This is a genomic window from Microbacterium sp. HMWF026, assembly GCF_003061325.1.
Classification (GTDB): Bacteria; Actinomycetota; Actinomycetes; order Actinomycetales; family Microbacteriaceae; genus Microbacterium; species Microbacterium testaceum_E.
In genome coordinates this window covers 1-12,651 of the sequence record NZ_QAJB01000166.1, presented here as the reverse complement: position 1 = coordinate 12,651, position 12,651 = coordinate 1, and the positions used below count along the sequence as shown (strand labels likewise).

Genomic DNA, 12,651 nt, shown 5'->3' with positions numbered 1-12,651 from the left:
GAACAGGGCCGCCAGCAGGGCGATGATCGCCGCGGCGAGCGCCCAGGGAGCGAACGACCGCGGGGGCGGGGGCGCGGGCGGCACGTAGGGGATGACGTGGTCGCCGAACGCGGCCATCTCGAGCTGCGCGGTCGGCAGGCGTTCGGGGTCGGACGCGTCGGCTGAAGTCGGCGCCTCGGGCAGCGCGGCGGCGAGAGCGGCGGCCTCCGCCGCCGGAAGGGTGGGTACCGGGGGCGTCGCCGCCTCTTTGCGCGTGCGTCGCGTCGGCAGCGGCTCGCTCACGCGGCGCCGCCGGAGCGCGGTCGAGGAGCCTCGGCATCCGAGTCCTCGGCCACCTGGATCTCGGTGACGGGCAGCGTCGAGTCGGCGCCGAACGCGAGGGTCGACGGACGGCGGCCCGACGAGATGAGTTCGGCCGCGAGCGCGGCGATCATCGCACCGTTGTCGGTGCACAACCGCAGCGGAGGGATGCGCACGGCGACACCGGCCGCCTCGGCCCTCTCGAGCGCGACGTCGCGCAGACGCTTGTTCGCGATCACGCCGCCGCCGAGCAGCAGTCGCGGAACCCCGAAGCGCGCGCACGCGTCGAGGGCCTTCGTCACGAGGACGTCGACGACCGCCTCGCGGAACGACGCCGCGACGTCGGCGACCGGCACGGGCTGCCCCGTGGCCTCGTGCTGTTCAACCCATCGGGCGACGGCCGTCTTCAGCCCCGAGAACGAGAAGTCGTAGCGGTGGGATGCCATGTCCGACGCCCGCGACAGCCCCCGCGGGAAGCGGATCGCCGTGGGGTCGCCCTCGGCGGCCGCGCGGTCGATCTCGGGCCCGCCGGGGTAGGGCAGCCCGAGCAGTCGTGCGACCTTGTCGAACGCTTCGCCGGCGGCGTCGTCCATCGTCTCGCCGAGCAGTTCGACGTCGCTGGTCAGGTCGCGCACGAGCAGCAGAGAGGTGTGGCCCCCGCTGACCAGCAGGGCGACCGTGGGGTATTCGAGCTCTCCGGCGTCGGCATCCAGGATGTCGGCCGCGATGTGGCCCACGAGGTGGTTGACGGCGTAGAGCGGCTTGTCGAGCGCCACGGCGAGGCCCTTGGCCGCGCCGACGCCGACCATGAGGGCCCCCGCGAGCCCCGGGCCGCTGGTCACCGCGACCGCGTCGAGATCGGCGAGTGTGACGCCCGCCTCGGCCAGTGCCGCATCGATCGAGGGCTGCAGCGCCTCGAGGTGGGCGCGCGCGGCGACCTCGGGGACGACGCCGCCGTAGCGGGCGTGCTCGTCCATGCTCGAGGCGATGGTGTTGCTCAGCAGCCGGCGTCCACGAACGATGCCGATGCCGGTCTCGTCACAGCTGGTCTCGATACCCAGCACGAGGGGCGCGTCCATCAGCACCATCCCTTTCCGTCGGTCGGACCAGCGGGTATCGGTCCGCGCGCGTCGTCGCCGGTCGCGGCGTCCCCCCGCCGGGCGGCCCACCCGCGCAGGTCGAGCTGCATCACGATCGCGTCGACGTCGTCGGGCTGGTAGTAGCGGGGACGGCGCCCCACCTCGGCGAAGCCCTCGGACGCGTAGAGCGCCTGGGCGACGGGGTTGTCGGCGCGCACCTCGAGGAAGACGTCGTGCACGCCGCGCCCCACGGCCTCGTCGAGCAGGGTGCCCAGCAGCGCCCGTCCGCGCCCGCGCCCGCGCGCGGACTCCGAGATCGTGATCGTCTGGATGTCGGCATCCCGCGCCCCGCGCACCGCGCGCAGACCGGCGTAGCCGACGAGACGCCCGGCCTCTTCGACCACGACGTAGAAGCCGTGCGGCGACGACAGCTCCTCGCGCATCATCGCGGGGCTCCAGGCGTCGGTGGGGAACGAGGCGTGCTCGAGGGCCATGATGGCGTCGAGGTCGGTGGGGGTCGCGGCGCGCGTGGTCATCAGCTCACCCGCTTCGGGGCGTGCGCCGCGACGACGTCGGGATTGCGCAGGTACAGCGGCTCGGTGCCCGCGAGGGTGCGGCCGGCGTCGATCGCGCGAGCGGCGGCGAGCGCGATCATCGCCGCCGACACGCTCGTCGCGTCGTAGCGGCGGGCCCCCGCGGCCTCGAGGGTCGCGTCGAGGTCGTCGCGGGCGCTGAGCGCGGCGTCGGTTACGCGGATCGGCAGCCCGTCGTCGTCGATGCCCTCGTAGACGCTGAAGGCGAACTCCCGGCGTCGCGCGTCGGTGACGACGGCGAAGCGTCCCGTCTCGGCGCCGATCACGGCGTCCGACAGCAGCAGCCCCAGGGCCACGCCGTCGTGGCTGGGGACGGGCACCGCGGGGACGCCCCGTCCGAGCGCGTACACGCGCGCCGTCGCGATGCCGACGCGGAGCCCGGTGAACGGCCCCGGTCCCATGCCGATCGCGACGTGCGTGGGCGTCGGGGCGACGGCCGAAGCGCGGCGCAGCAGGTCGCCGATGACCTCGGCGTGGCCGAGCGGGTGGGAGCTCTGCTCGTCCGCGAGCACCTCCCCGTCGCGCGCGATCGCCGCGACGGCGGTGCCGAGCGAGGTGTCGATGCCGATGATCACGTTTCCAGGGTAGTCGGCGCCCCGACACGGCATCCGTCCACCCCCTCCGCTCCGAACAAGAGGCATGGATGCCACCGACCTCGGCCTGCGCCGCGTCGTCGTGCCCACGGGGGTGGGGCCGATCGTCGTGCGTGCGGGCCGGGCGTCGGGCAGTCCCGTGGCGACGGTCCTGCTGCACGGGGCCGCCGGGTCGTGGCGGACGTGGCAGCAGCTCATCGCGGCGTCGGACCGGATGCGGCTCCCGCTGTCGGACATCGTCGCGATCGACCTGCCGGGCTGGGGCGAGACGCCCGGACCCGTTCCCGATCCCGCCGAGCTCGCCGTGGCGATCGCGGCGGTCGCCCGGGCTCTGGGGTATCCGCGGTGGCGGATCGTGGGTCACTCCCTCGGCGGCGTGATCGCGCTCGACGTGGCGGCGCGGTTCCCCCGCGAGACCGTCGCCGTCGGCGTCGTCTCGCCCAGCGGAGCGGGAGCGCGCGCGGTCACCCGACGCCCGGTCGCGGGTGGGCTGCGCCTGCCGTGGCTGGCGGGCATGGTCTGGGCGATGCGCATCCTGCAGGCGCTCGGGCCCGTGGCTCGTCCCCTGCTGCGGACGCTGCGGCGCGCGGGCGCGTTGCACGCGCTCGCGCGCCCCCTGTTCCGCCATCCCGACGGCGTCGACCGGTCGGTGACCGACGCGCTCGCCGATGGGATCCGCCCGTCGGCCTTCCTCGCCGCGGCGAAGGCCTCGCGCACGCACGACGACGGGGTCTGGCGCCGCATCGTCTGCCCGGTGCGCTCGGTGCGCGGAGAGCACGACGTCTTCGTGGCGGCCCGCGACGCGCGCGAGTGGGCGCGCCTGATGAGCGACTACGACGACCGGGTGCTCGCCGACAGCGGGCACTTCGCCCACGTCGAACAGCCCGAGCCGACCCTGCGCGCCCTGCGCGAGGTGTGGTCCGCCCACCGCGCCCCGGCGCGGGCGGGGCAGGTCGCCCGAACCCGGTCGCGCAGTGGCCGCCGGTTCAGGGACGACGCGAGATCGTGACCGTGCGCGGGGCGTCGGCATCGAGCTCGACGGTGTGCACCGCGATCTCACCGCACGCGTTGTCGACCCCGCGCCCCCCGGTCTGACGCGAGATCTCGATCTCCCACCAGCTGTCGGCGAGGTATTCGGCGACCCCGCGCCCCCACTCGACGATGACCGCCGATCCGGCCACGTCGATGTCGAGGTCGTCCAGCTCGACCGCCGCGCCGAGACGGTAGGCGTCGACGTGGACGAGCGGGGTCCCCCCGACGAGCGAGGGGTGCGTGCGCGCGATGACGAACGTGGGGCTCTGGACGGGCCCGCGGATGCCGAGTCCCTCTCCGATCCCGCGGGTCAGGGTCGTCTTGCCGGCGCCGAGCGGTCCGGTCAGCACCACCACGTCACCGGGGGCGAGCGCCGCGCCGATGAGGCGACCGAGTTCTTCCATGTCGCCCGGGCCGTCGATGACGCGCTCTCCGAGCAGGTCGTCGGGAACGCTCATGCTCCCCCCTCTCGCCGGGGCACGCGCGCACCCACGCGCGTGACGATCTCGTAGTCGATGGTGTCGGCGGCATCCGCCCAGTCGCGTGCCGACGGCACGCCCAGCGTCGGATCGCCGAAGAGGACGGCCTCGTCGCCCACCGCGACGGGGTGATCGCCCACGTCGACGACGAACTGATCCATCGCGATGCGCCCGGCGACGGTGAAGCGGCGGCCGTTGATCGACACCGGACCGCGGCCCGACGCCTGCCGCGGCACCCCGTCGGCGTAGCCCAGGGGGATGAGCGCGAGCGTCGTGTCGCTCCGGGTGCGATAGGCGTAGCCGTACGACACCCCCGTCCCTGCCGGCACGCGGCGCACGGCCGCGACGGCGCCGCGCAGGGTCATCGCCGGTCGCAGCCCCAGGTCGGCGGCGGAGCGGTCGTCGAAGGGCGAGACGCCGTACAGACCGATGCCGATGCGCACGCAGCCCAGGCGCGCCTCGGGCAGCGCGATCGCGGCGTTCGTCGCGGCGATGTGGCGCAGGGGCGGGGTGAGACCGGCCGCGGCGGCGATGACGACGCCCTCTTCGAAACGCGCCAGCGCCGCGCGGTCGTCGTCGGGGCTGGTGTTGGACAGGTGCGAGAACAGCCCGACCACGCGCACGCGCCCGATGCGCTCCAGCCGCGCCGCCTCCGAGAACACCTGACGCCAGTCGGCGGGGGCGATGCCGTTGCGCGACAGCCCCGTCTCGATCTTGAGGTGCACCGCGGCGGGGCGGTCGCCCTCGGCAGCCGCGCCCGCGCGCAGCAGCTGGTCGAGGTCCGAGATCCCGAGCTCGATGTCGTGGTGCACGGCCTCGACGAACGAGGCGCCGGGGGCGTGCAGCCAGGCGAACAGCGGTGCCCGGATGCCCTGACGCCGGAGCGCGAGCGCCTCGTCGATGTCCGACACGCCGATGCGCGCCGCCCCGCCCCGCAGGGCGGCGACCGCGGCGCGATGGGCTCCGTGCCCGTAGCCGTCGGCCTTGACCACGGCGATGACCTCGGACGCGGTCAACCGGCGCAGGTGCCGGACGTTCTCGGCGATCGCGTCGACGTCGACGATCGCTTCGCGCAGTACTCCGGATGCCATCCTCATGCGGGGTCCTCTCGGGTTGGGACGGATGCCGACGGCACCTGCGCCTCGGCGATGACGTACGCCGTGGCCAGGCCCGCGTCGTGCGACATCGACAGGTGCAGGTCGGTGATACCGCGCGCGGCCACCGTCGTCGCGGTCTCTCCGCTCAGGGCGAAGGCGGGCCGGCCCGAGGGCTCGGAGGTGACCTCGATGTCGGTCCAGTGCACGCCGTCCGACCCGCCCAGGGCCTTGATCAGCGCTTCTTTCGCCGCGTAACGGGCCGCCAGCGAGCGGGGCTTGAGCACCCGCTCCCCCGGAGCGAACAACCGCGGCAGCAGGCGCGGCGTGCGGGCGAGGTGCTGCTCGAACCGCGGAACGTCGACCAGGTCGACGCCGATTCCGACGATCATGGGCCCTCCTCTGGCATCCCCTTCATTCTGCCCGTGCGCACCGACATCGACGGCCTGCGCCACGAACGACGACGGGGCCGGATGCCGTGGCATCCGACCCCGTCAGAGAAGCCGTGCGCTTACTCGACCGTCACCGACTTCGCGAGGTTGCGCGGCTGGTCGACGTCGAGACCCTTCGCCTCGGCCAGGCCCATCGCGAAGATGTGCAGCGGGACGACGGCCAGCAGCGGCTCGAACAGGGGCGACGCCAGCGGGATGCGCAGCACCTCGTCGGCGGCGGGGAGGACGGCGACGTCGCCCTCTTCGGCGATCGCGATCACGCGGGCGCCGCGGGCGCGGATCTCTTCGATGTTCGAGACGACCTTCTTGTGCATCTCGCCCGAGCCGCGGGGCGAGGGCACGACGACGAACACCGGCTGGCCGGGTTCGATGAGGGCGATGGGGCCGTGCTTGAGCTCGCCGGCGGCGAAGCCCTCGGCGTGGATGTACGCCAGCTCCTTGAGCTTGAGAGCCCCCTCGAGCGCGATCGGGTACCCGACGTTACGGCCCAGGAACAGCACCGAGCGGGTGTCGGCCATCCAGTGCGCGAGCTGCTCGATGCGCGCCTGCTCGGTCTCGAGCACGCGGGCGATCTTGCCGGGGATGGACTCGAGCTCGGTCACGGCCTCGACGGCCACGACCGGGTCGACCGCGCCGCGCACGCGCCCCACGTGCAGGGCGAGCAGGTACAGGGCGGTGATCTGCGCGACGAAGGCCTTGGTCGACGCGACGGCGACCTCGGGACCGGCGTGGGTGTAGACGATCGCGTCCGACTCGCGCGGGATCGTCGCACCCTGGGTGTTGCAGATCGACAGCGTCTTGGCCCCGCGCGAGCGCGCGTACTTGACCGCCATCAGGGTGTCCATGGTCTCGCCCGACTGGCTGATCGACACGACCAGGGTGCGCGCGGAGAGCACCGGGTCGCGGTAACGGAACTCGTGGGCGAGCTCGACGTCGACGGGCACACGGGTCCACGTCTCGAGCGCGTACTTGCCGACCATGCCGGCATAGGCGGCCGTCCCGCACGCGATCACCAGGATGCGGTCGATGTCAGCGAGGAAGTCGTCCATGCCGTCGAGCTCGGGGATCTCGACGCGCCCCTCGTGGATGCGACCGCGGATCGTGTTGGCCACGGCCTCGGGCTCCTCCGAGACCTCCTTGGCCATGAACGACGACCAACCGCCCTTCTCGGCGGCCGACGCGTCCCAGGTCACCTCGAACGCCTCAACCTCGACAGGGGCGCCCGAGAAGTCGGTGACCTCGACGCCCTCGGGCGTGATCGCGACGATCTCGTCCTGGCCGATGGCGAGGGCATTGCGCGTGTGCTCGACGAAAGCGGCGACGTCGGAGCCGAGGAAGTTCTCGCCCTCGCCCAGGCCGATCACCAGCGGCGAGTTGCGGCGGGCGCCGACGACGAGTCCCGGGTGGTCCTGGTGCATGGCGAGGAGCGTGTACGCCCCCTCGAGCCGCGACACGACGGCGCGGAAGGCGGCGACGAGGTCGCCCGTCCGGGCGTACTCGCGACCGATCATGGCCGCCGCGACCTCGGTGTCGGTCTCGCTGCGGAAGGCGACGCCCTCGCCCACGAGTTCGCTCTTGAGCTCGGCGAAGTTCTCGATGATGCCGTTGTGGATGACGGCGAGCTTGTCGTCGTCGGCCAGGTGCGGGTGGGCGTTGGCGTCAGTCGGTCCGCCGTGCGTCGCCCAGCGGGTATGCCCGATGCCGGTCGTGCCGTTCGGCATCGGCGAGACCTCGAGGTCGTCGCGCAGGACCGCGAGCTTTCCCGCCCGCTTGCGCATGCCGAGCTCGCCGTCGCCGTCGATCACGGCGATCCCCGCGGAGTCATACCCCCGGTACTCGAGACGCGACAGCCCCGCGAGAAGGATGTCCTGGCTCTGCCGAGGACCCACGTAACCGATGATTCCGCACATGGTCGTCGATTCTACGTGGCGGGGCTGAGCGGCTCCGACGGACCCACGCGGCGGACGGGATGCCGTGGGTCGAGCCGCACCCGTCCGCCAAGAGCGACGCCGCCCGTCGTCCGCGGCCGACGTCGCGTGGGCGCTCGACCGCAGGGAGTGCCTAGCCCTCGAGGTGCTCCCTCAGACGTCGGCGCCAGGTCCCCGCCCCGTACGGCCCGACCCTCAGCGTGCTGTTGCGTGGACGGGGCGCGGTTTCATCTGCCCGGAGTTGGGCGAACTCCGCCGACGTGATGGCGCGGACCCTCGACGGGTCCAGTTGAGCGAGACGGAATGTCTCCTGCGCGACGTCGAACCACGTCGAAGGGCCGTCCACACTCGTCACGTGGTAGACGCCGTAGGCGGGCCGATCCGTCAGGAGGGCTCGCACTGCGGACGCCACGTCCCGCCCGAACGTGAGCCGCCCCGTCTGGTCGGCGACGACGCGGGGATCGACTCCTCGCGCGCCGAGCTCCACCATCTTCTGGACGAAGTTAGCGCCCTCGCCGATCACCCAACTCGTCCGCACGATGTAGTGGCGGGGGACGACCGAGACGATGGCCTCTCCGGCCGCCTTCGTCTGTCCGTACACGCCCAGAGGACTGAGCGGATCGTCCTCGGTGTAGTCGTCAGTCTTGGATCCGTCGAAGACGTAGTCGCTGGAGAAGTGGAGAAGTGTCAGCCTGTGATCGATCGCAATGCGCGCGAGCGATGCGACAGCCGTCGCGTTGACCGCCCACGCGGTTCGACGCCCGCAGGGGGTCTCGGCCGCGTCGACACGGGTGTACGCGGCCGCGTTGATGATGGTGCCGTAATCTCGCCACCGCCGCGCGGTGGCGAGATCGCGGGAGGTGAGGTCGAGCTCGGCGCGAGTGGCGTACTCGACGCAGGGGTGCTCGCCGAACTCGGCCCGAAGGGCACGACCGAGTTGCCCGTCGGCCCCGGTGACGAGCATCTTCTTCGGCGGCATCGGGGTGACGTCCGCCAGGAGCGGGTGAGACCGGTCGTTCGCACTCGTCTTGCCCTCGTCCAGGGAAATCGGCCAGTCGATCGCGACCGTCTTGTCGGCCAGGTTGAGGAACGTGTACGCCGCGTCAGGAGACCAGTGGTCGTTGACGAGGTAGGTGTACGCGGTATCGGGCTCGAGGGTTTGATAGGCGTTGCCCACTCCGCGGGGCACAAAAACCGCAGTGGACGGGTCGAGCTGACACGTGAACACCTCGCCGAAGGTGTCCCCCTCGCGCAGGTCCACCCAGGCTCCGAAGACGCGGCCGGTGGCGACGGACACGAATTTGTCCCAGGGTTCGGCATGGATGCCACGTGTCGTGCCGATATCGGTGTTGAACGAGATGTTGTTCTGTACGGGGCCGAAGTCGTGGAGTCCCGGAAGGACGGCACCCAGCTTCTCCCGCTGCCAGTTCTCCTTGAACCACCCTCGGGCGTCACGGTGCACGGGAAGGTCCACGACCATCAGCCCCGGAATGGCGGTCGAACGGACTGTGAGCTTCTTGCCGAACGTCATCGACACCGTCGTCACAGTCCCTTGCTCGCGTAGAAAGCTTCGACGCTATCCTTGGATGCTGCCCACCACGCCTCGTTGTCGCGGTACCACTGGACGGTCTCGGCCAGACCCGACCTGAAATCACCGTAGGCGGGGGTCCAGCCCAACTCGGTCCGCAGCTTGGTGGAGTCGATCGCGTAACGCAGATCATGGCCGGGACGATCGCGCACCAGGTCGAAGGCGTCGGTGGGCTGGCCGAGCAGCTCCAGAATCATCTCCACGACACTCTTGTTCTGCCTCTCACCGTCGGCACCGATGAGATATGTTTCGCCGACTCGTCCCTCGTGCAGGATCTTCAGGACCGCGGACGAGTGGTCGTCCGCGTGGATCCAGTCGCGCACGTTCTCGCCCGTGCCGTAGAGCCGCGGGCGGATCCCGCGCAGGACGTTGGTGATCTGGCGGGGGATGAACTTCTCGACGTGCTGACGGGGGCCGTAATTGTTCGAGCAATTGCTGATCGTGGCGCGCAGCCCGAAGGACCGCACCCACGCTCGGACGAGCAAATCGGATCCGGCCTTCGTCGCCGAGTAGGGCGAGGACGGATCGTATGGAGTCTGCTCGGTGAAGCGGGTGGGGTCGTCGAACTCCAAATCGCCGTACACCTCATCGGTAGAGATGTGGTGGAAACGCACGTCGTGGCGGCGCACGGCCTCGAGCAGCGTGAACGCACCGAGGATGTTCGTGCGCACGAACGGGGCGGGATCATGCAGCGAATTGTCGTTGTGGGACTCCGCGGCGAAATGCACGACCGCATCGGCCCGGGCGACCAAAGAGTCCACGAGGGCGGCGTCGCAGATGTCGCCGATCACGAGACACACCCGTCCCTCGGGCAGTCCCGCCAACGATCTCTCGGCGCCGGCGTAGGTGAGCATGTCGAGTACCGTCACGGAGTGGTCGGTGGACGTCGCGACGTGATGGACGAAATTCGACCCGACGAAGCCGGCACCGCCGGTGACGAGAAGCTTCATCACCCGACGCCCCTCGTCAGCACGTCGAGAAGGTAGGAGCCGTAACCCGATTTCACCATCTGGTTCGCCCGCTTGCGGACGGTGTCGCTCGAGATCCACCCCTTCGTCCAGGCGATCTCCTCGGGAACACCGATACGGAGTCCCGTTCTCCGCTGGATGATGCGCACATAGTCGACGGCGTCCGTCAACTGTTCGAACGTGCCGGTATCGAGCCACGCCGTTCCCCGAGGGAGCTTCTCGACGCGCAGCCGCCCTTCGCGCAGGTAGGCGGCATTCACGTCGGTGATCTCGAATTCACCGCGACGAGAAACTTTGAGGCGGGCGGCGATGTCGACGACATGGTTGTCATAGAAGTACAAGCCGGGGACGGCGTAATTGCTCCGGGGAATCTGCGGCTTCTCTTCGAGAGAGAGGGCGACCCCGTCGGCGCCGAACTCGACGACGCCGTACGCTCGCGGATCATCGACCCGATACGCGAAGATCGCGCCTCCGATCACGCCGGTATGGCGCTCGAGCTGGGCGCCGAGACCGGGGCCGTGCAGAACATTATCTCCCAGCGCCAGCGCGACCTTGTCATCGCCGATGAAGTCCGCCCCGATGCGGAATGCCTGGGCCAAGCCGTCGGGCGAGGCCTGTGTGGCGAAGGAGAGCTGGATGCCGAACTGGGAGCCGTCGCCGAGCAGCCTGCGAAATTGCGGCGCGTCGTGAGGCGTGGTGATGACGAGGATCTCTCGAATACCCGCGAGCATCAGTGAGGAGAGCGGGTAATAGACCATCGGTTTGTCGTAGACCGGCAGCAGTTGCTTCGAGACGCCCAGCGTTATCGGGTGCAAACGGCTTCCCGTCCCGCCCGCAAGAATGATCCCTTTCACCCCGCCAGGGTTTCAGCACCTCTCGGGGGACCGCCCACCGACGCGATTCCCGCGCGCCAGGTGAGTTCGCGGCGATCCCGGGGTGAACAGACGGGTGACGACCGGCGACATCACCCGGCGACGGACCGCCGGCCGGACCAGGGGTTGCTCAGAGCTTGCGCAGCAGCACCGACTCGACCGTGTGGTCGGCGCCCTTCTGCAGGACGAGCTTGGCGCGGTGCCGGGTCGGCAGCACGTTCTCTTCGAGGTTGGGCAGGTTGATCTCGCGCCAGTAGCCGAGCGCCCGCTCGACGGCCTCTTCGTCGCTGATGTCGGCGAACACGCGGAAGAACGACGTGGGGTTGGTGAAGGCGTTGTCGCGCAGGGCGAGGAAGCGGTCGACGTACCAGCGCTCGATGTGCGCGGCGTCGGCGTCGACGTAGATCGAGAAGTCGAACAGATCGCTGACCGCGACCTCGTTCGGCGACGGCGGCGGCTGCAGCACGTTCAGCCCCTCCACGATCACCACGTCGGGCCGGTGCACGGTGACGTGGGCGTCTTGGATGATGTCGTACCGCACGTGGGAGTAGAACGGGGCGCGCGCCTCGTCGGCGCCCGACTTCACCGTGCTGAGGAACTCCACGAGCGCCCGGCGGTCGTACGACTCGGGGAAGCCCTTTCGCTCCATGAGCCCCCGCCGTTCGAGCTCGGCGTTGGGGTACAGGAAGCCGTCGGTGGTCACGAGCTCGACGCGGGGGGTGTCGGGCCAGCGGCTCATCAGCTCGCGCAGCAGGCGCGCGATCGTGGACTTGCCCACCGCCACGGATCCGGCGACGCCGATGACGAAGGGGGTCGTGGCATCCGGTTCACCCAGGAAGGCGCTCGTATCGGCCCCCAGGCGTCGCGTCGCCCGCGCGTAGAGGCTGAGCAGGCGGCTGAGGGGCAGGTAGACCTCGGCGACCTCGCGCGGGTCGAGGCGGTCGCCGATCCCGCGCAGCTGCACGATCTCGTTCTCGGTGAGGGGCTGCTGGATGCCCCCGGCGAGGCGGGCCCAGTCGTCGCGCCCGATCTGGCGGTAGGGACTCAGCGACGGTGCGGGAACGGCTGTCTCGGCGGCGGACACCCGCTCATGCTACCCGCGGGGCCGCAGACGCCCGGTGCCCCGCGCGTCGCGCGCGTTTCGCTACGCTCGGACCGTGCGCCTGGGAGTCCTCGACATCGGCTCGAACACCGTCCACCTGCTGGTCGCGAACGCCCGGGCGGGTGGGCGCCCCACGGCGACGAGCTCGCATCGCTCGGTGCTGCGCCTCATGCGCTACCTCGAGCCGGACGGATCGATCTCCCCCGAGGGGGTGCGCGGACTCGTGGATGCCGTGACCGCCGCCCGCGACCGCGCCCGCGCCGAGGGGGTGGACGAGCTGCTCGCCACCGCGACCTCGGCCGTGCGCGAAGCCACGAACGGTGACGCGGTGATCGCGCTCATCGAGCAGACGCTGGGCCAGCCGCTGCAGGTGCTCGGAGGCGAGACCGAGGCCCGACTGACCTATCTGGCCGTCCGCCGGTGGTTCGGCTGGTCTGCGGGGCAGATCCTGCTGTTCGACATCGGCGGCGGGTCGCTCGAGATCGCCGGCGGCGCCGACGAACTGCCCGATCTGGCCGAGTCCGTCCCCCTCGGCGCCGGCCGCTCGACGGTGCGGTTCCTCCCCCACGAT

Annotated in this window: 13 protein-coding genes and 1 pseudogene; 2 read left to right on the top strand and 12 right to left on the bottom strand. The window is 71.0% G+C overall.

Annotated elements, in window-relative coordinates; genetic code table 11:
* The 4 genes and pseudogenes from DBR36_RS07040 to tsaB form a co-directional block, all read right to left on the bottom strand.
* Positions 1 to 282, bottom strand: a pseudogene (locus DBR36_RS07040) (hypothetical protein); the annotation flags it as partial.
* The gene (gene tsaD / locus DBR36_RS07035) at positions 279 to 1,379 is read right to left on the bottom strand and encodes a tRNA (adenosine(37)-N6)-threonylcarbamoyltransferase complex transferase subunit TsaD (protein WP_181373515.1); all 1,101 of its coding nucleotides are present in this window, start codon (positions 1,377 to 1,379) and stop codon (positions 279 to 281) included. The pseudogene DBR36_RS07040 and the gene tsaD, both read right to left, overlap by 4 nt.
* Positions 1,379 to 1,915 (bottom strand): ribosomal protein S18-alanine N-acetyltransferase, encoded by a 537-nt coding sequence (gene rimI, locus DBR36_RS07030; protein ID WP_108318188.1) that lies wholly within the window; start codon positions 1,913 to 1,915, stop codon positions 1,379 to 1,381. Before rimI ends, tsaD begins: the two co-directional genes overlap by 1 nt.
* A complete protein-coding gene (tsaB, locus tag DBR36_RS07025) occupies positions 1,915 to 2,547 on the bottom strand; it encodes a tRNA (adenosine(37)-N6)-threonylcarbamoyltransferase complex dimerization subunit type 1 TsaB (protein WP_108318187.1) in 633 nt (210 codons plus the stop codon). The genes rimI and tsaB overlap by 1 nt, the downstream gene beginning before the upstream one ends.
* A gap of 64 nt (positions 2,548 to 2,611) precedes the next feature.
* On the opposite strand from tsaB, the gene DBR36_RS07020 reads away from it, so the two are divergent.
* Positions 2,612 to 3,574, top strand: coding sequence for an alpha/beta fold hydrolase (locus tag DBR36_RS07020; RefSeq protein WP_108318186.1), 963 nt, complete (start codon positions 2,612 to 2,614; stop codon positions 3,572 to 3,574).
* Here the strand turns inward: DBR36_RS07020 and tsaE are convergent.
* The 8 genes from tsaE to coaA all read right to left on the bottom strand — a co-directional run bounded on the left by tsaE (position 3,552) and on the right by coaA (position 12,062).
* Positions 3,552 to 4,055 (bottom strand): tRNA (adenosine(37)-N6)-threonylcarbamoyltransferase complex ATPase subunit type 1 TsaE, encoded by a 504-nt coding sequence (tsaE, locus tag DBR36_RS07015; RefSeq protein ID WP_108318185.1) that lies wholly within the window; start codon positions 4,053 to 4,055, stop codon positions 3,552 to 3,554. The genes DBR36_RS07020 and tsaE overlap by 23 nt on opposite strands.
* Complete coding sequence (alr, locus tag DBR36_RS07010) at positions 4,052 to 5,173, bottom strand: alanine racemase (RefSeq protein ID WP_181373513.1); 1,122 nt, start codon at positions 5,171 to 5,173, stop codon at positions 4,052 to 4,054. The genes tsaE and alr overlap by 4 nt, the downstream gene beginning before the upstream one ends.
* Positions 5,170 to 5,562 carry a holo-ACP synthase gene (locus DBR36_RS07005; protein ID WP_108318183.1) on the bottom strand — a complete coding sequence of 131 codons (393 nt, stop codon included), beginning with the start codon at positions 5,560 to 5,562 and terminating at the stop codon, positions 5,170 to 5,172. The genes alr and DBR36_RS07005 overlap by 4 nt, the downstream gene beginning before the upstream one ends.
* 119 nt (positions 5,563 to 5,681) lie before the next feature.
* Positions 5,682 to 7,532, bottom strand: a complete 1,851-nt coding sequence (gene glmS / locus DBR36_RS07000; protein ID WP_108318182.1) for a glutamine--fructose-6-phosphate transaminase (isomerizing) — start codon at positions 7,530 to 7,532, stop codon at positions 5,682 to 5,684.
* A 151-nt stretch (positions 7,533 to 7,683) separates the two neighbouring features.
* Complete coding sequence (locus tag DBR36_RS06995) at positions 7,684 to 9,087, bottom strand: bifunctional dTDP-4-dehydrorhamnose 3,5-epimerase family protein/NAD(P)-dependent oxidoreductase (protein WP_219927626.1); 1,404 nt, start codon at positions 9,085 to 9,087, stop codon at positions 7,684 to 7,686.
* Positions 9,088 to 9,092: 5 nt separating this feature from the next.
* Entirely contained in the window at positions 9,093 to 10,091 is a 999-nt protein-coding gene (gene rfbB / locus DBR36_RS06990) for a dTDP-glucose 4,6-dehydratase (RefSeq protein WP_108318181.1), read from the bottom strand.
* Entirely contained in the window at positions 10,088 to 10,960 is an 873-nt protein-coding gene (gene rfbA / locus DBR36_RS06985; RefSeq protein ID WP_108318180.1) for a glucose-1-phosphate thymidylyltransferase RfbA, read from the bottom strand. Before rfbA ends, rfbB begins: the two co-directional genes overlap by 4 nt.
* A 148-nt stretch (positions 10,961 to 11,108) precedes the next feature.
* Positions 11,109 to 12,062, bottom strand: a complete 954-nt coding sequence (gene coaA / locus DBR36_RS06980; protein WP_108318179.1) for a type I pantothenate kinase — start codon at positions 12,060 to 12,062, stop codon at positions 11,109 to 11,111.
* A 73-nt stretch (positions 12,063 to 12,135) separates the two neighbouring features.
* Between coaA and DBR36_RS06975 the strand changes: the two genes are divergently transcribed.
* Positions 12,136 to 12,651: Ppx/GppA phosphatase family protein (locus DBR36_RS06975; RefSeq protein ID WP_375136064.1), on the top strand; the 516-nt coding region annotated here is incomplete at its 3' end.

Coding starts and splice junctions, on each gene's coding strand:
- rimI (WP_108318188.1), bottom strand. CDS start 1,915: ATGACCACGCGCGCCGCGACCCCCACCGACCTCGACGCCATCATGGCC.
- tsaE (WP_108318185.1), bottom strand. CDS start 4,055: ATGAGCGTTCCCGACGACCTGCTCGGAGAGCGCGTCATCGACGGCCCG.
- tsaD (WP_181373515.1), bottom strand. CDS start 1,379: ATGGACGCGCCCCTCGTGCTGGGTATCGAGACCAGCTGTGACGAGACC.
- DBR36_RS07020 (WP_108318186.1), top strand. CDS start 2,612: ATGGATGCCACCGACCTCGGCCTGCGCCGCGTCGTCGTGCCCACGGGG.
- glmS (WP_108318182.1), bottom strand. CDS start 7,532: ATGTGCGGAATCATCGGTTACGTGGGTCCTCGGCAGAGCCAGGACATC.
- alr (WP_181373513.1), bottom strand. CDS start 5,173: ATGAGGATGGCATCCGGAGTACTGCGCGAAGCGATCGTCGACGTCGAC.
- DBR36_RS07005 (WP_108318183.1), bottom strand. CDS start 5,562: ATGATCGTCGGAATCGGCGTCGACCTGGTCGACGTTCCGCGGTTCGAG.